The sequence below is a fragment of the Acidovorax sp. ACV02 genome (assembly GCF_014851475.1).
GTDB lineage: Bacteria > Pseudomonadota > Gammaproteobacteria > Burkholderiales > Burkholderiaceae_C > Acidovorax > Acidovorax delafieldii.
This window is the reverse complement of sequence record NZ_JACUZU010000006.1, coordinates 369,360-385,532: the sequence shown is the minus strand read 5'-3', so window position 1 is coordinate 385,532 and position 16,173 is coordinate 369,360. Positions and strand designations below refer to the sequence as shown.

The following is a 16,173-nucleotide window of genomic DNA, read 5'->3' as shown; positions in this document are numbered from 1 at the left end:
TAGCGATTGGTGCATGTTCCACTAGCGCTAGCGGGCCATTTGGCTAGAAATCGGCCGCCCACTCCAGCGCTACCTGCTCCCCGGTGGTGGGGTGCGCAAAGGCCAGGTGACTGGCATGCAGCAGCAGGCGCGGGGCTTGTGCCTGCGTGGCGGCATCGGCATACAGTCCGTCGCCCAGGATGGCGTGGCCGATGGCGGCCAGGTGCACGCGCAACTGGTGGGTGCGGCCGGTGATGGGTTCCAGCTCAATGCGCGTGGTCTGCGCCGTAGCGTCTTGCGCCAGTGCACGCCAGTGGGTCAGGCTGGGTTTGCCCACGGCGTGGTCGATGACACGCAGCGGGCGGCGCTCCCAGTCGGCGGCAATGGGCAGGTCGATCTCGCTCCAGTCGCCGCCCGCTGTGCCCAGCAGCCCTTGCACCACCGCCTGGTAGCGCTTGTGCACCTGGCGCTCGGCAAAGGCGTGGCCCAGGCGCCGCTGTGCGTCGATGTGGCGCGCCATGAGCACCAGGCCCGAGGTCGCCTGGTCCAGCCGGTGCACGATGAGCGCGCCGGGCCAGCGCTGCTGCGCGCGGGCGCTCAGGCAGTCTTGCTTGTCGGGGCCCCGGCCGGGCACACACAGCAGCCCGGAGGGTTTGCACAGCACCAGCAGGTCGTCGTCTTCGTGCAGCGCCTGTACGCCATCTGCCACGGGTTCAGGCAGGGTCATGGCCCACGATCAGCCGCTGCACGGTGGCGCAAAGTTCTTCCACGTCATTGGGTTTGTGGATCAGGGCTTGCGCGCCTTCGGCAAGCGCCGCCTGTTCGATCTCGGCCGTGACGTAACCCGAGGCCAGGGCCACGGGCAGGTCGGGGCGGATGAGGCGGGCCTCGCGCACCAGGTCCACGCCACAGAAGCCGGGCATGTTGTAGTCGGTGACCAGCAGGTCATAGGCCTGCGGTGCTGCCCGCAACGCAGCCGTGGCCTCGTGCGGGTCGGTATAGCCGCTCACCTCGTAGCCCCGGCGGCGCAGCAGGCGCTGCACCAGGAAGACCAGGGCCTGGTCGTCGTCCACGTACATCACATGGTGCTTCTTGCCAGGCGCACCGCCGGGTGGTTCGGCAGGCTCCGGTGCAGACGTTGCGGCGGCCAGTGGCACGGCCTGCGCGGCGGGGCTGGGCTGCGCACCAGCAGTCGCATCGGTGGCGACCGGAAAGTACAGCGTGAACCGGCTGCCCTGGCCCGGCGCGCTTTGCACATCCACCCCGCCTTCGTGTGTGCGCATCACGCCATGCACCACCGCGAGGCCCAGGCCGGTGCCCTGGCCCACGGGCTTGGTGGTGAAGAAGGGCTCGAAGATGCGCTCCAGCGTGGCTGCGTCCATGCCGGGGCCGGTGTCGCGCACTGTCAGGGCCACGTAGTCGATGGGCGCGAGGCCCAGGCGCTCGGTCAGGCGCTGGTCAGGCTGCACGGTGGCGGCCTCCACATGGATGCTGCCGCGCTCGGTGCCAATGGCATGGACGGCGTTGGTGCACAGGTTGAGCAGGGCCTGCTCGACCTGCGTAGCATCGGCCAGCACGGGCGGCAGGCCCGCCTGCAGTTGCATGTGCAGCTCGATCGCCGGAGGCAAGGTCACGCGCAGCAGGCGCTCGGTGTCGTGCACCACCTCGGCTAGCGAGACGGCCGAGCGCTGCGGGGGCTCGTTGCGGCTGAAGGTGAGGATCTGGCGCACCAGGTCGCGCGCGCGGCGGCCGGCCTTGTCGATCTCCAGCAGGCTCTCCAGCACGGGCGAGCCTGCTGCGCAGTCGGCCTTGGCCAGCTCCACATTGCCCAGAATGGCGCCCAGGATGTTGTTGAAGTCGTGCGCGATGCCCCCGGCCATGGTGCCCACGGCCTGCATCTTGTGCGACTCGCGCAGCTGGGCTTCCAGCTCGTTGCGGTGTGCCTCGGCCTTCTTGCGGCCGGTGAGGTCGCGGGCAAACACGGTGGTGGTTTCGCCGTCGGCATGGCGCTCGAACGACACGCTCACCTCCACGGCCAGCTCCTTGCCGCTGGCGGTGAGGGCCGTCATCTCGCCCAGCAGGGCCTGCGTGGTGAGCTGGGCAAATGCCAGCGCCTGTGCAGCGTCGGGCAAAAAACGGTCGAGCGTGCTGCCCAGCGCGTCGCTGGCGCTGCACTGGAACAGCGCGGCCGCCGTGGGGTTGAAGACGGTGATGCGCTGGTGCTGGTCCACGCAGATGATGGCGTCCAGTGCGGAGTTGATGACGGCCTCCAGCCGCTTTTCGCTGGCGCGGATCTGCTCATTGCGCTGCTGCAGGGTCTCGGCACTGTGCTGCAAGGCCTGGCGCTCGGCCAGCAGCGGGCCCTGGTCGATCACCGCGCACAAAAACTGCGACAGCGGCGGCCCGCTGGTCTGCGGTGCATCGATGTGGGCAATGTGCAGGTCGCCAGTGATGCGCGTGGCACTGCTGATGGTGAACACCACCTCCTTGACCTCGCTGTGCCCCAGGTCGTGCGCCTGGGCAAAGGCTTCGCGCACGCGCGCGCCGTCTTGCGGGCACACAAAAGGCATCAGCGCGGTCAGTGGCCGGTCGCGCTCGGTGGGCTGGAAAGAGCGGTGTGCCATGGAGTTGGCCTGCACCACCATGTCGTGGTCGTCCACCACCATGAGGGCCAGCGGCACGCTGGCAAACAGGGTTTCGAAGCGTTCGTACGCGCTCTCAGCCACGGCCTGGCTGTAGCGCAGCACCTTGTTCTGGTTTTCCAGTTCGGCCTGGTAGGCACGCAGTTCGGCCACCAGGCCCTCTGCCGAAGCGCCGGGCGTGCGGGAGTGGGGGACAGGCGGGCGAGGCATGTGCTCTGCGGCTGCTGGCTGGCGGCCTGCAGGGTCCAGAAAAGACAGGTCGGGTTCACTCATGAAGGGGCGCGATCAGCCGGGTGCGTGCCCGGGCGCTCGCCCAGGCTTTGTCAAGTGTACGCCTGCCCATGTGGCACCACGCGATGGCGGCAGCATCAACAGAGCGCGGTTGCAAAGCGCTTGTGGGTCGATTGTTGATGAATTGCGAACAATCCGTTTCTTTGGCAGGGCTTACCGAACCACCGTGGGGTGCCTACAGTTCCACCATCGATACATCCCTTGATTCACAACTTCTTTCAGGACGCTGCCATGACCACAGACACCACTCTCGCCCAACCCCTGCTGAACAAGCTGCAATGGCGCTACGCCGCCAAGAAGATGAACCCCGCCAAGAAGGTGCCGCAAGAGAAGGTGGAGCGCATTTTGGAAGCCGCCCGCCTGGCGCCCACCTCCAGCGGCCTGCAGCCGTTCGAGATCATCGTGGTGACCGACCCCGCTGTGCGCGCCAAGATCCAGCCCATCGCCTGGAACCAGGCCCAGATCACAGACGGCTCGCACCTGCTGGTGTTTGCGGCATGGGACAACTACACGGCCGACCGCATCAACATGATGTTCGACCTGACCAATGACCAGCGTGGCTTCAAGAACGAAGGCTGGGAAAACTACCGCCAGATGCTGCTCAGCAGCTACCCCCAGCGCGATGCCGAAGTGAACTTCCAGCACGCAGCCCGCCAGGCCTACATCGGCATGAGCGCAGCCCTGATCGCTGCGGCCTTCGAAGAAGTGGACTCGACACCCATGGAAGGCTTCGACCCCAACGCGCTGGATGAAATCCTGGGCCTGCGGGCACGCGGCCTGCGCAGCGTCGCCATCTTGCCGCTGGGCTACCGCGCCGACGAAGGCGACTGGCTGGTGAGCCTGAAGAAGGTGCGCCGCCCCCGCGAGCAGTTCGTGACCGAAGTCTGAGGATCTCCTCCTCAGGCACAAAAAAAAGGCTGGACAGTGGTCCAGCCTTTTTTGCGCGGGGAGCCTCAGCGTGTGGCGGGCGCTGCGTCCGTCACGCGGCGCATGGGTGTGAGCACAAAGGCCAGTGCCGCCAGCACCACCAGCGTTCCGCCGCTGGCCGCGAACAGCTGGGTGAGCGTGATGCTCTTCATCACCCAGCCCGTCACGGCGGCAGAGATCGGCGCAAGGCCCATGAAGATGAACATGAACAGGCTCATCGCGCGGCCCAGCAGGGCGGGGGGGACCCGGTGCTGGATCCAGGTGAACACGCTCACCTGCATGAAGCCGCCGAGCAGTCCGATGACCAGCATCAGCGCCGCGCCTTGCCACACGGCGGTGATCAGGCCCAGTGGCATGAACAGCGCGCCAATGATGGCGTCGAACGCCAGAATGGTCATGCCCAGGCTGCCGAACCGCAGCCGGGGCACCATGCCCGACACCACCATGCCCAGCAGCGTGCCCGCACCATGGGCGCCCACGATGATGCCGAAGGCGGCGGCACCGAGCTGCGGGCTGCTGCTGGCCAGCACCGGAATGGCGATATGGATGGGACCCATGATGAACAGGGCAATGGCGCTCCAGTACAAAAAGCAGGTGCGCAGCTCGTTGTCACGCCAGAAGTGACCGAGGCCTTGCACCACCGATGCGAGCACCGCCTGTGGCGCGGCCGTGGGGGCGGAAAGGTCCGCAAGGCCCGCACGCGTCTGCACCTTGGACAGCGTCCAGGCCGACACGGCGAAGCTCAGCGCATCCAGCGCGAAGGCGATGCCGATGCCAGTGGCGTTGGCATGTGCTGGCGCATCCGCGGCGGCTTGGGCTGCGCCACCGGCGCCAAACAGTGCAATCAACAGCCCCGCGAGCAAGGGCCCCAGGAACATCGTCAGCTGCCGCAGGCCCAGGCTGATGCCGTTGGCGGCCTGCAGCTGGGGGCGTGCCACCACCGACGGCATCATGGCCGTGCCCGCCGGAATGCTGAAGGCCGTGGCGAGCCCAATGCCCAGCGACAGCGCGTACACCATCCACAACGACAGCGTGCCCGCAAACACCAGCCCCGCCAGCGCCGCCAGCAGCACCAGGTTGACGTATTTGGTGATCATCAGCACTTGCTTGGGCGAATGGCGGTCTACCAGCGCGCCGCCGATGAGGATGAACAATGCGCGCGGCACGCTGATGAGGGCCAGCACGGTGCCCAGCACCAGCGTGTCGCCGGTCATCTGCAGCACCAGCCAGGGCAGTGCGATCAGCGTGAACTGGTCGCCCAGCATGGACAGGGCAGAGCCGCCAATCATCCAGCGGAAGTTGGGGTCCTGCAGCAGCGCGGCGCGCGGGTCTGCGGGTGGGATTGCAGGGCCTGCGCCGGGTGGCTGGGCAGGACGGGGTGAGGTGTCAGGTCGCATGAACGAGGTCTCCCAAAGAATGACGGGTGTGCGTGCGCCCCGTGAGCAAGCGGCCCACAGCGGTAAAACGCACGCAAAGGTGGTAACTGGCCAGGCACAGGGCGGTCGTGGCCAGCACGTTGATCAGCATCTTGGCCAGGGTCGGAACGGGCAGGCCGTACAGCAACGCACCCAGGCCGATCGTGAGTGGCAGGTGCACCAAGTACACCCAGTACGAGCTGTCGGCCAGGTAGGCCAGCCAGGCGCGGGGCTGGCCGACATGGCGCAGAAACAGCCCGATCAGCGCAAAGCTCCAGAGCCACGACGCGCTGTTGTAGGCCAGGGCCATCCAGAACTGCAGGTGGCGCGTGGCCGATACGGGTGCGGCCAGCAGATCGGTAAACGCCCCGGTGACCAGCACCAGCACAAAGGCCGATGCCTCGGGCTGAGCCAGTACTTCCGAAAGCAGTGCAGTGACCAGAAAGCCCACCAGCCCCAAGCCGGCCAGCGCAGGCCAGTGCCGTTCGTAGCGCGCCATGAGCGCCTTGCGGTGCACGTGCAGGCACAGGCCAAAGCCGTAGAACAGCCCGTTGTGTATCCATTCCGCCAGCGGTGGCAGGAAGGACCCGCTGGGCGTGACGATGCCGTGGTCGTAGCCCGCGCCAATCCACGCCAGGGGCAGCGTGAGCATCAGCAGGCCCGCAGGTGTGCCGCCGAGCCAGAGGGCACCGCGTTGCAGGGCCTGCTGCAGCCCTGCGGGCAATGCGCGTACCGCCCTCCACGCCACGGGCGTCAGCAGCGCCAGCCACAGCAGCATCCACAAGAACCACAGGTGCATGGTGGCTGGGCCCTGGGGCACGTTGGGGCCTCGGGGCAGCAGGCTGCGGTCTACACCCCAGGTGCCATAGGCCATGCGGTGCAGGAACATCAGCCCGAGCAGCGCACAGGCCACGAACAGCGGCGGCCAGAACAGCGCAAAAGGCAGACCGAGACGGCGCAGGCGGTTGCGCACCATGCCAGCCAGCCCCTGGCGTTGGACCAGCGCCGCTACAAAGAACCCGGCGAGGATGAAGAACAAGGGCATGCGAAAGGCATGGATCACCGCCACCAGCAGGTCCGCCAGCGGGCTGGACCGGTCGTCGTGCCAGGGCAGGGGCGACGGCCGGCTCATGTAGAGCACCGAGACATGCAGCACGATGCCCACCCACATCATGGTGGCGCGCAGGTTGTCCAGGGCGTGCAACCGCCGGGTGGGGGCGGAGGGGCTGGAAGAGGGTGTCGATCCGTTCATGGGGACCGACTGTGGGGCCTCACGTTGCGTGAGGGTCAAGCACTTTTCAGTGGTTTTTTTGCAGACGGTGTGAGTGTCTCAGCGGCGCGCAGCGACTGTCGCAGCCATGGCGGGAGTGGGTGTGGCCAGCGCGAGCGCCGCCTGCAGGTAGGCGCGCACGGGCGCGCTCAGCGGCGAGCCCGCCTGCAGCAGCGGCTCGTTGGCCGACGCTGTGAGCAGCTTTTTGCGCAATTGCGCATCGCCGCGGGTCAGCTGGTCGAACAGCGTGTTCCAGCGCAGGGCCGCAGCCGCTGCGTCGGTGTGGTTAGTGGGGATTTGGCGGTCCAGCAACTGTTGCACGTCACGTTCCAGTGCCGCCCACGCGGTGTGCGGCACATGGCCCAGCGTGCGCAGGTCGTCGCGGGTCAGGTACTTCTCCAGCAGCGCCAGCCGCAGCTTGATGGCGGTTTCCACGTATTCGATCATGTCGCCGGGCGGTGCGTGGTTGCGCCCCTGCGCGCTGGGCTCGGTGCGAAACATGTGGCCCCAGCGGTCCAGCAGGTCCAGGTCGCCCCCCATCCAGTGCAGCATCAGCGCCATCCAGCGGTAGGCCAGTGCCTGCACCTCGGGCGCATCGGGAGGTAGCTGGCGGTCCATGGCGCTGCGCACCAGGTCTTTGACAACGAGCCAGTCGGCCTCGATCAGGCTCCAGTTGGTGAAGATCTGCTTGAGTTCGGTGGTGCTGAAGTATTTGCCGTAGGTGGTCATCAGCGCTAGCGCCTCGAGCCAATTGCCCATGTCAGGCTCAGCACCCGCCATGAGGCCGTCGCGCAGCATGGTCAGGCGCCCGCGCAGTTCTGTGGCTTGGGTGATCTGCTGGTCCAGCGCCCGGATCTGCTGGCCGATGATGCGCTGGGGAGCCACCCCTTCGCCCGCCAGCAGCTCGGCAATGTCGCTAAGCGCCAGGCCCATCTGGCGCATGGTCTGGATGCCATGCAGCCGCTGCACGTCGGCCTGGCTGTACAGGCGGTACCCCGCGTCCGATCGGCCCGAAGGCTTGAGCAGCCCCACCTCGTCATAGTGGTGCAATGTGCGCACCGTGAGGCCGGTGCGCCGCGCGAGGTCACCGACCTTCAGCAGCATGGGGTCAGCGGCCCACGGAGATCAGCTCGATCTCGAAATTCAGCGTGGCGTTAGGGGGAATGACGCCACCTGCACCCCGGGCACCGTAGGCAATGCCGGGGGGACAAGTCAGCTTGGCCTTGCCGCCCGGCTTCATGCGCTGCACGCCTTCGGTCCAGCAAGGGATCACGCCATTGAGTGGGAACGAGGTGGGTTCGCCGCGTTTGTAGGAGCTGTCGAACTCCTTGCCGTCGAGGAACGTGCCCTTGTAATGCACCTTGACCGTGTCGGTGGCCTTGGGCGATTCGCCCGTGCCGTCCTTGAGCGATTCATAGACCAGGCCGCTGGCCGTGGTGACGGGTTTGGAGGTCTGGGCCATGGCGGCGGGGGCGATCACAGCGGTGGCGAGCAGAAGGCACAACAGGTTTCGCAAAGGAGGCTCCTAAAAGGGTGAATCACAACGCAGCCCGCGATCTTATGCGTGTTCCTGCACCTGCCTGTACGGGCCCCCAACGAAAAAAGCCCTGGGCGAGCGGGCTCCAGGGCTTGCAAGAGCAAGGGCTGTGGCGGCAGACCATGCCGCCGCGGCCTTCGCTGCAGGGTCAGGCGTAGTCGCTCACCGGGATGCAGCTGCAGCTCAGGTTGCGGTCACCCCACACGTTGTCCACGCGGCCCACTGGCGACCAGTATTTGTTGCTGCGCAGCGCAGCCACGGGGTAGGCAGCTGCCTCGCGGGTGTAGGGGCGGTTCCACTCGCCGCTCAGCAGGCTTTCTGCGGTGTGCGGGGCGTTCTTGAGCGGGTTGTTGTCCTGCGGCAGCTTGCCTGCTTCGATCTGGCGAATCTCTTCGCGGATGGCGATCATCGCGTCGATGAAGCGGTCCAGCTCGGACAGGGTTTCGCTCTCGGTAGGCTCCACCATCAGCGTGTTGGGCACCGGGAAGCTCAGCGTGGGCGCGTGGAAGCCGTAGTCAATCAGGCGCTTGGCCACGTCTTCGGCCATCACGCCGCTGGTGTCCTTCAGGCTGCGCAGGTCCAGGATGCACTCGTGTGCCACATGGCCGTTCTCGCTCGCGTACAGCGTGGGGTAGTGGTCCTTGAGGCGCGCGCTGATGTAGTTGGCGCTCAGGATGGCGGTCTCGGTAGCGGCCTGCAGGCCTTCGGCGCCCATCATGCGGATGTACATCCAGCTGATGGGCAGCACGGCTGCGTTGCCCAGCGGCGCGGCACTGACGGCACCCACGCCACCAGGCACGCCCGCCGTGGCATGGCCCGGCAGGAAGGGCACCAGGTCCTGCACCACGCACACGGGGCCCACGCCGGGGCCGCCACCGCCGTGGGGAATGCAGAAGGTCTTGTGCAGGTTCAGGTGGCTCACGTCACCGCCGAACTCGCCGGGGGCCGCAACGCCCACCAGGGCGTTCATGTTGGCACCGTCCACGTACACGCGGCCGCCGTGGCTGTGCACCAGGGCGCACAGCTCTTTGACGCTGGTCTCGAACACGCCGTGCGTGCTGGGGTAGGTGATCATCACAGCGGCCAGGTTGGCGCTGTGCTGTTCGCACTTGGCTTTCAGGTCCACCAGGTCCACGTTGCCGTTGGCATCGCAGGCGGTCACCACCACTTGCATGCCCACCATCTGGGCACTGGCGGGGTTGGTACCGTGGGCACTGCTGGGGATCAGGCAGATATTGCGGTGGCCTTCGCCACGCGATTCGTGGTACCCCTTGATGGCCAGCAGGCCGGCGTATTCGCCTTGCGAGCCTGCGTTGGGTTGCAGGCTGATGCCTGCATAGCCCGTGGCCTGGCACAGCCAGGCGCGCAGTTGCTCGTCCAGCTGCTTGTAGCCCTGTTGCTGGTCAGCGGGGGCGAAGGGGTGCACGTTGGCAAACTCGGGCCAGGTGATGGGGATCATCTCGCTGGTGGCGTTGAGCTTCATGGTGCACGAGCCCAGCGGGATCATGCTGCGGTCCAGTGCCAGGTCCTTGTCGGACAGCTGGCGGATGTAGCGCAGCATGCCGGTTTCGGAATGGTGGGTGTTGAAGACGGGGTGTGCGAGGTAGCTGCTGGTGCGGCGCAGCTCGGTGGGGATCAGCGGCTCCACGCCCTTTTCAAACGCATCGAAGGTGGGCAGCGCCTGGCCGTCCTTGGCGAAGATCTTCCAAAGCAGCTCGATGTCGGCGCGCGTGGTGGTCTCGTCCAGCGAGATGCACAGGTACTCTTCAAAGTAAATCCGCAGGTTGGCGCCCAGGCTGATTGCCTTGGTTGCTATGGATTGTGTAGCGCCCTGGGTGTGCAGGCTCACGGTGTCGAACGTGGCCTGTGCACGCACAGGCGCACCCAGCTGCTGCAGCCCTTGCGTGAGGATGGCGGTGTAGCTGGCCACACGCTGTGCGATGCGCTTGAGTCCTTCGGGGCCGTGGTACACGGCATACATGCTGGCGATCACGGCGGGCAGCACCTGGGCCGTACAGATGTTGGATGTGGCCTTTTCGCGGCGGATGTGCTGTTCGCGGGTTTGCAACGCCAGCCGGTAGGCAGGTTTGCCATGCACGTCCACGCTCACACCCACCAGGCGGCCGGGAAGGCTGCGCTTGTATTCGTCGCGGCAGGCCATGTAGGCGGCGTGGGGGCCACCGGCGCCCATGGGCATGCCAAAACGCTGGGTGGTGCCCACCACGATGTCGGCACCTTGTTCACCGGGCGGGGTGATGAGCGTCAGCGCCAGCAGGTCGGCCGCCACGATGAAGGCGGCCTGCTTGGCATGCGTTTTTTCCACGTCAGCGCGCAGGTCGTCAATGCGGCCGCTGGTGGCGGGGTACTGGGCCAGCACGGCAAAGTAATCGCCGTCCAGCAGGGTGTTCCATTCCTCGGCCGAATTGGCCAGGCGCACTTCCAGGCCCAGGGGCTTGGCGCGGGTCTGGATGACTTCGATGGTTTGCGGGTGCGCGTCGCCTGCAACCACAAACACGTTGCTCTTGCTCTTGACCGAGCGCTTCGCCAGCGTCATGGCTTCGGCGGCGGCGGTGGCTTCGTCCAGCATGGATGCGTTGGCAATCGGCATGCCCGTCAGGTCGCACACCATGGTCTGGAAGTTGACCAGGGCCTCCATGCGGCCTTGGGAGATTTCGGCCTGGTAGGGCGTGTAGGCGGTGTACCAGGCGGGGTTCTCCAGAATGTTGCGCAGGATGACGCCAGGCGTATGCGTGCCGTAGTAGCCCTGGCCGATGAAGCTCTTGAGCAGCTGATTCTTGCCCGCGATGGCCTTGAGTTCTGCCAATGCGGCCGCTTCGGTGAGCGGCGCAGGCAGGTCCATGCCCCGGCTGCGTGCAATGGAGCGCGGCACGATGGATTCGATGAGCGCACGGCGTGAGGCCTCGCCGATCACCGACAGCATGTGCGCTTCGTCGGCCGCGTCGATGCCGATGTGGCGTGGCAGGAATTCGGTGGCGTTTTCAAGCGCGCCAAGGGGGGTGGCGGATTGCATCAGCATGGGGCAGTCTCGTAGGTCGCAGCGGGTTGGGGGCGTTGCCGGGGAGAGGGCTCGCACCCAGCAGGGCGGCGTGCCGGGCATGGCCCGGCGCCATGCCCTCTCAGTTGGCAGGGATCAGGCGTTCTTGGCGAACTCGGTGTATGTGGCTTCGTCCAGCAAAGCGTCGAGCTGGCTCGCGTCGGCCAGCTTGACCTTGAAGAACCAGCCAGCGCCCAGCGGGTCGCTGTTGGCCAGCGACGGGTCGGCGCGCAGGGCTTCGTTCACTTCCACCACTTCGCCGGTGACGGGCATGTACACATCGGCGGCGGCTTTCACGGATTCGACGACGCCGGCCACTTCGCCCTGGGCAAAGCTCTTGCCCACTTCGGGCAGGTCCACAAACACCACGTCGCCCAGCGCGTCTTGCGCGTGGACGGTGATACCCACCACCGAGGCGTTGGCATCAGCGGCGTTGATCCACTCGTGGTCTTTGGAGAATTTGATCGTCATGGGAAGCTCCTCAAGCAAAGGAAAAAAGTAAAGGAATCTGCAATGTAAGCGGGTGCGGGCGCAGTCCGGTCGATGCGCCTGGCGAAATCAGCCGCGGTAGTAGTTGGCGGGAACAAACGGCATGGCGCGCACTTCCATGGGCACCACCTTGCCGCGCACGATGGCGTTGACGCGGGTGCCGATGGCTGCAAAGGCGGGCGTGACGTACCCCATCGCCACGGGTTCGTTCACGGTGGGCCCCAGCAGGCCGCTGGTGACCTCGCCAATCTTTTGGCCGTCCGTGCTTTGCAGTTCGGTGTGTTCGCGCACCGGCACACGCTCCAGTGCCACCAGGCCCACGCGCTTGGCGGAAAGGCTGGCAGGGTTGTCGATTTGCGCCAGCACCTTGTCGGCGCCCGGGAAGCCACCCGCACGCACGCCGCCGGTGCGGCGGACCTTCTGGATCGCCCAGTTCAGTGCGGCCTCGGATGGCGTGGTGCTGGTGTCGATGTCATTGCCATACAGGCACAAGCCAGCCTCCAGGCGCAGCGAGTTGCGAGCGCCCAGGCCGATGGGCTTGACCTCGGGCTGGGCCAGCAGGGCGCGGGCGAGCGTTTCGGCCTGCGCGGCGGGCACGGAGATTTCAAAACCGTCCTCGCCGGTGTAGCCGCTGCGGGTCACAAAGCAGTCGCAGCCAGCAATGTTGAATGCTCCACCGGTCATGAACACCAGCTTCTCCACGCCGGGCGCGAGGCGGGTGAGGGCGACGGCGGCCTGTGGGCCCTGCAGCGCCAGCAGGGCGTGGTCCGGCATGGGCACCACCTTGCAGCGCTGGCCAATGCGGGTTTGGATATGGGCAATGTCGCCGACCTTGCAGGCGCCGTTGACGATGACAAACAGGGTGGGTTCGCCATCCTCCACGCCCTGGTTGAAGAACATCAGGTCGTCGATGATGGTCCCCTCATCGGTGAGCAGCAGGCCGTAGCGCTGTTTGCCCACGGGCAGGTCGATCACGTCCACGGGCACCAGGGTTTCAAACGCCGCAGCAGCGTCAGCGCCGACAAGCTTGAGCTGGCCCATGTGCGACACGTCAAACAGGCCGGCTGCGGTGCGGGTGTGCACATGCTCGGCCATCAGGCCTGCGGGGTACTGCACGGGCATGGAATAGCCTGCAAAAGGCACCATGCGGGCACCCAGCTCGATGTGCAGGGCGTTCAGGGGCGTAGTGAGCAGGGGGGCGGTGGCTGACATAGCGGACTCCGGGGCAAATGGGGGCCGCGACCATCAACGTGGTCACGGGATTTGCCCTGCTGTCCGCTTTACCTGAGAGATTCACCGCAGCGCCCTGGCTGGCCGTGCGGTTTGCTCCTTCGGTGGATGGCCTGCACACAGGTTTTTACTGTGGGGCCATCTCTCTCCAGCAAGGGAACGCCCGCATCGCTGCGGGCGGTTGTCAGTCCTTTTGCCTGAGCGTTCGGCGGGTGCCTGCGCCTTCGGCGGTGCTGCGCGTCCTGAGGACAAGACGGAGCACTCTCTCCTGACCCGGCGATTCTAACTACTTTGCGTAGACAAGATCCCGAAGTGCCAGCGAGATCGATGGCACATAGGTGATGATCATCAGGCACACCAGAATCACTCCCACAAAGGGAAGCAGGTGCTTGATGATCCGGTCCAGAGAGATTCTGGCCACCGTGCAGGCTGCGAACAGGTTCACTCCAAAAGGCGGCGTGATCATTCCAAGTGCCAGGTTCACCACCATGATGAGACCGAAGTGCACAGGATCAATACCGAAGTGCATGGCCACGGGCGCCAAGATGGGGGCCAGCACAATGATCGCCGCGCTGGTCTCGATGAACATGCCAATCACGAACAGCGCAGCGTTCACGCCCAGCAGGAAGAGGGCGGGGGACTGCAGCACGGCCTCCAGCCACCTGCCAATCGCGTCTGGCACGCCAGCCCGCGTGATGAGGAACGCAAACAGCCCTGCGTTGGCAATGATGAACATGATCACTGCCGATGAGATGGCCGACTTGCGCAGGATGGCGAACAGGTCCTTGAGCTTGATCTCGCGGTAGATCACGACACCCACAATCAAGGCATAGAACACTGCAACGGCCGATGCCTCGGTGGGGGTGAACACACCGCCATAAATGCCGCCGAGGATGATCACGGGCATCAGCAATGCCCAGCCCGCCTGCAGCGTGGCTTTGCCAAAGGGCATGCGCCCATCGCCGTCGTTTTTGCCCCAGCCCTTGTACTTGCAGTACAGCCAGACAAACAGCATCAGTGCACCGCTGATCAGCAGCCCGGGGCCGAAGCCCGCGATGAACAGCTCACCAATCGACACCTCGGCACTCACGCCGTACAGGATCATCGGGATGGAAGGCGGGATGATCACGCCCAGCTCGGCACTGGTGGCCTGTAGAGCAGCGGCGTAACTCGTGGGGTAGCCGTGCTTGATGAGCGCAGGAATCAGGATGGCGCCAATCGCAAACGTGGTGGCGACCGACGAGCCCGAAACGGCCGCAAAGATCATGCAGGTCAGCACACAGGTCATGGGCAGGCCGCCCTGCACGCCGCCGACGATGCTCTTGGCAAACTCCACCAGACGGCGCGAGATGCCGCCAGTTTCCATCAGGTTGCCCGCGAGGATAAAGAAGGGGATGGCGGCCAAAGGAAACTTGTTGATGGCTCCGAACATCTCCTTGACGGAGATGAGCATGTTCGCATTGGAGGCCTGGATGCCCAGGATGGAAGCCAAACCGATGGACACAGCCACTGAGACGGTGAGTGCAAAGCACAGCACCATCGTTGAAATCATGACCAAACTCATTGAGCAGTCTCCAGTTCCATACGCAGGGGATCAATGAGGTTGCCGATGATGCCGACCACACAAAAAAGGCCACCCACAGGCATGGCGAGGTAAGCCCAGAACATGGACACGGATTCCAGCCCGGCCATGCTTTGCACGCCGCCCCGGCGTGCATAGTCCCAGCCATACCAGATGATGATGCCGATGAGGACCAGGGCTGCCAGTGCGACCACCCAGTCCAGCACCCGTTTGATGCGCGGCGGACTCCAGCGGTACAGCACGTCCACACTCACCATCGCGCCCTGGCGAAACGCGGCCGGAATGGCCAGGAACACCATCCAGATCAGGCTGAAGCGGATGAGCACTTCGGTCCATTCAGCAGGCTGCTCCAGCACAAAGCGAGTCACGATCTGGAACATGCCCAGGGCCGAAGCCAGGGTCAGCATGGCGCAAGCGCCCAGCATGGCGATGAAGGTGGTCCATCGCTCAAAGGTAAGAAAAGCGTTTTTCATGGGGCGGTGCCAACCATGGGTAGGTGGGAGGTGATCAGAACCATCGATCGTTCAAGAATAAAAACGCCCGATAGCGCAATGGCTACGGGCGTTATCAGCTACAAAGGTAATAGCAATGAACAGGATTATTTGACGTCGCGGATCTTGTCGATGGCAGCCTTGCCGAACTGCTTTTCAAACTCGGCGTTGACGGGGGCCAGTGCCGCCACAAACTTGGCCTTGTCCACGTTGTCGATCACGGTCATGCCCTTGGCGCGGAGGTCGGCCACGCCCTTGGCGTCGTCTTCGTCCACGCGTGCACGGTTGGCCTTGGTGCCTTCTTTCGCGGCATCGATGAAGGCCTGCTTGTCCGCCGCCGAGAGCTTGTCGAAAGCTGCCTTGTTCATCACGAAGATGCAGGGCGAGTACACGTGGCCGGTGAGCGTGAGGTGCTTTTGCACCTGATCGAACTTGGCCGAGATGATGACGGACAGCGGGTTCTCCTGACCGTCCACCGTGCCTTGTTGCAGCGCCGTGAACACTTCAGGGAAGGCCATGGGCGTGGTGATGATGCCGAAGCCCTTATAGGCGGCGATGTGCACGGGGTTCTCCATCGTGCGCATCTTCAGGCCCTTCAGGTCGCCGGGCTCTTTCACGTCGCGCTTGCTGTTGGTCATGTGGCGGAAGCCGTTCTCGGCCCATGCCAGCGCCTTGAAACCCTTGGCGTCAAACTTGGACAGCAGGTCCTGGCCGATGGGTCCATCCAGCACCGCGCGTGCATGGGCCTTGTCGCGGAACAGGAAGGGGACATCCAGGATCTTGGTCTCAGGCACAAAGTTGGGCACTGGGCCTGTAGAACTGAACGCCAGCTCTTGTGTCCCCAGCTGCACCGCTTCAATCGACTCTCGCTCGCCACCCAGTGCACCGTTGTAGAAGGTCTGTACCTTGTAACGGCCCCCTGTGCGTTTTTCGACCTCTTTGGCAAACGTGTCGATGGCTACACCCTGGTGGGAGTTCTGGGCCGTCGAGATGCTGATGCGCATAGTGGTCTGCGCAGCAGCGGTGGCCACAAAGCCGAGCGCAAGGCTCAGTCCAACGACGAGTTTGGTCAATTGCATGGTGTCTCCTGTTGATGTTGGGGCAGGGGAACGGGGCACTTGGGCTCCTTGCAGAGCCACCCCTGGCCTCAGTCAAATTATGGCGGTGCAGCATGGCCGCAGGCATCCGGGTTTGTGCTGGTAAGCGTGCTTATCAACTGGTCAACCCCGCGTTTGCAGTTGCATTGGCGACACCTCTTTGGAATG

Annotated in this window: 13 protein-coding genes and 2 riboswitches; of the genes, 1 reads left to right on the top strand and 12 read right to left on the bottom strand. The window is 65.0% G+C overall.

Annotation, left to right across the window (positions count from 1 at the left end):
- Window positions 1-43: 43 nt before the first annotated feature.
- Together IB236_RS16565 and IB236_RS16560 are read right to left on the bottom strand one after the other, a co-directional pair.
- Window positions 44-706, bottom strand: a complete 663-nt coding sequence (locus IB236_RS16565) for an RluA family pseudouridine synthase (RefSeq protein ID WP_121943077.1) — start codon at window positions 704-706, stop codon at window positions 44-46.
- The gene (locus tag IB236_RS16560) at window positions 693-2,894 is read right to left on the bottom strand and encodes an ATP-binding protein (RefSeq protein WP_192421491.1); all 2,202 of its coding nucleotides are present in this window, start codon (window positions 2,892-2,894) and stop codon (window positions 693-695) included. Before IB236_RS16560 ends, IB236_RS16565 begins: the two co-directional genes overlap by 14 nt.
- Before the next feature lie 249 nt (window positions 2,895-3,143).
- On the opposite strand from IB236_RS16560, the gene IB236_RS16555 reads away from it, so the two are divergent.
- Entirely contained in the window at window positions 3,144-3,800 is a 657-nt protein-coding gene (locus IB236_RS16555; protein ID WP_146871067.1) for an NAD(P)H-dependent oxidoreductase, read from the top strand.
- A gap of 65 nt (window positions 3,801-3,865) precedes the next feature.
- Here IB236_RS16555 and IB236_RS16550 read toward each other — a convergent pair whose 3' ends face one another.
- The 10 genes from IB236_RS16550 to IB236_RS16505 form a co-directional block, all read right to left on the bottom strand.
- Window positions 3,866-5,236 carry an MFS transporter gene (locus tag IB236_RS16550; protein WP_225581196.1) on the bottom strand — a complete coding sequence of 457 codons (1,371 nt, stop codon included), beginning with the start codon at window positions 5,234-5,236 and terminating at the stop codon, window positions 3,866-3,868.
- A complete protein-coding gene (locus tag IB236_RS16545; RefSeq protein WP_192421490.1) occupies window positions 5,226-6,506 on the bottom strand; it encodes an acyltransferase family protein in 1,281 nt (426 codons plus the stop codon). Before IB236_RS16545 ends, IB236_RS16550 begins: the two co-directional genes overlap by 11 nt.
- A 78-nt stretch (window positions 6,507-6,584) precedes the next feature.
- A complete protein-coding gene (locus tag IB236_RS16540; RefSeq protein ID WP_116749683.1) occupies window positions 6,585-7,628 on the bottom strand; it encodes a MerR family transcriptional regulator in 1,044 nt (347 codons plus the stop codon).
- A 4-nt stretch (window positions 7,629-7,632) separates the two neighbouring features.
- Complete coding sequence (locus tag IB236_RS16535; RefSeq protein ID WP_116749684.1) at window positions 7,633-8,040, bottom strand: FKBP-type peptidyl-prolyl cis-trans isomerase; 408 nt, start codon at window positions 8,038-8,040, stop codon at window positions 7,633-7,635.
- Between the two features lie 169 nt (window positions 8,041-8,209).
- Window positions 8,210-11,098 carry an aminomethyl-transferring glycine dehydrogenase gene (gene gcvP, locus IB236_RS16530; protein ID WP_192421489.1) on the bottom strand — a complete coding sequence of 963 codons (2,889 nt, stop codon included), beginning with the start codon at window positions 11,096-11,098 and terminating at the stop codon, window positions 8,210-8,212.
- Between the two features lie 114 nt (window positions 11,099-11,212).
- Window positions 11,213-11,587: a glycine cleavage system protein GcvH gene (gene gcvH, locus IB236_RS16525; protein ID WP_056067689.1), complete on the bottom strand. Its 375-nt coding sequence runs from the start codon at window positions 11,585-11,587 to the stop codon at window positions 11,213-11,215.
- Window positions 11,588-11,674: 87 nt separating this feature from the next.
- Window positions 11,675-12,817 carry a glycine cleavage system aminomethyltransferase GcvT gene (gene gcvT / locus IB236_RS16520; RefSeq protein ID WP_192421488.1) on the bottom strand — a complete coding sequence of 381 codons (1,143 nt, stop codon included), beginning with the start codon at window positions 12,815-12,817 and terminating at the stop codon, window positions 11,675-11,677.
- Window positions 12,818-12,866: 49 nt separating this feature from the next.
- Window positions 12,867-12,997: riboswitch (glycine riboswitch) on the bottom strand.
- A gap of 13 nt (window positions 12,998-13,010) precedes the next feature.
- Window positions 13,011-13,116, bottom strand: a riboswitch (glycine riboswitch).
- A gap of 5 nt (window positions 13,117-13,121) precedes the next feature.
- Entirely contained in the window at window positions 13,122-14,399 is a 1,278-nt protein-coding gene (locus tag IB236_RS16515) for a TRAP transporter large permease (RefSeq protein WP_116749688.1), read from the bottom strand.
- Window positions 14,396-14,890 (bottom strand): TRAP transporter small permease, encoded by a 495-nt coding sequence (locus IB236_RS16510; protein ID WP_056067696.1) that lies wholly within the window; start codon window positions 14,888-14,890, stop codon window positions 14,396-14,398. Before IB236_RS16510 ends, IB236_RS16515 begins: the two co-directional genes overlap by 4 nt.
- Window positions 14,891-15,015: 125 nt before the next feature.
- On the bottom strand, window positions 15,016-15,987 hold the full coding sequence (locus tag IB236_RS16505; protein ID WP_056067699.1) for a TRAP transporter substrate-binding protein: 972 nt from the start codon (window positions 15,985-15,987) through the stop codon (window positions 15,016-15,018).
- Between the last annotated feature and the right edge of the window lie 186 nt (window positions 15,988-16,173).

Coding starts and splice junctions, on each gene's coding strand:
- IB236_RS16565 (WP_121943077.1), bottom strand. CDS start 706: ATGACCCTGCCTGAACCCGTGGCAGATGGCGTACAGGCGCTGCACGAA.
- IB236_RS16560 (WP_192421491.1), bottom strand. CDS start 2,894: ATGAGTGAACCCGACCTGTCTTTTCTGGACCCTGCAGGCCGCCAGCCA.
- IB236_RS16555 (WP_146871067.1), top strand. CDS start 3,144: ATGACCACAGACACCACTCTCGCCCAACCCCTGCTGAACAAGCTGCAA.
- IB236_RS16550 (WP_225581196.1), bottom strand. CDS start 5,236: ATGCGACCTGACACCTCACCCCGTCCTGCCCAGCCACCCGGCGCAGGC.
- IB236_RS16545 (WP_192421490.1), bottom strand. CDS start 6,506: ATGAACGGATCGACACCCTCTTCCAGCCCCTCCGCCCCCACCCGGCGG.
- IB236_RS16540 (WP_116749683.1), bottom strand. CDS start 7,628: ATGCTGCTGAAGGTCGGTGACCTCGCGCGGCGCACCGGCCTCACGGTG.
- gcvP (WP_192421489.1), bottom strand. CDS start 11,098: ATGCTGATGCAATCCGCCACCCCCCTTGGCGCGCTTGAAAACGCCACC.
- gcvH (WP_056067689.1), bottom strand. CDS start 11,587: ATGACGATCAAATTCTCCAAAGACCACGAGTGGATCAACGCCGCTGAT.
- gcvT (WP_192421488.1), bottom strand. CDS start 12,817: ATGTCAGCCACCGCCCCCCTGCTCACTACGCCCCTGAACGCCCTGCAC.
- IB236_RS16515 (WP_116749688.1), bottom strand. CDS start 14,399: ATGAGTTTGGTCATGATTTCAACGATGGTGCTGTGCTTTGCACTCACC.
- IB236_RS16510 (WP_056067696.1), bottom strand. CDS start 14,890: ATGAAAAACGCTTTTCTTACCTTTGAGCGATGGACCACCTTCATCGCC.
- IB236_RS16505 (WP_056067699.1), bottom strand. CDS start 15,987: ATGCAATTGACCAAACTCGTCGTTGGACTGAGCCTTGCGCTCGGCTTT.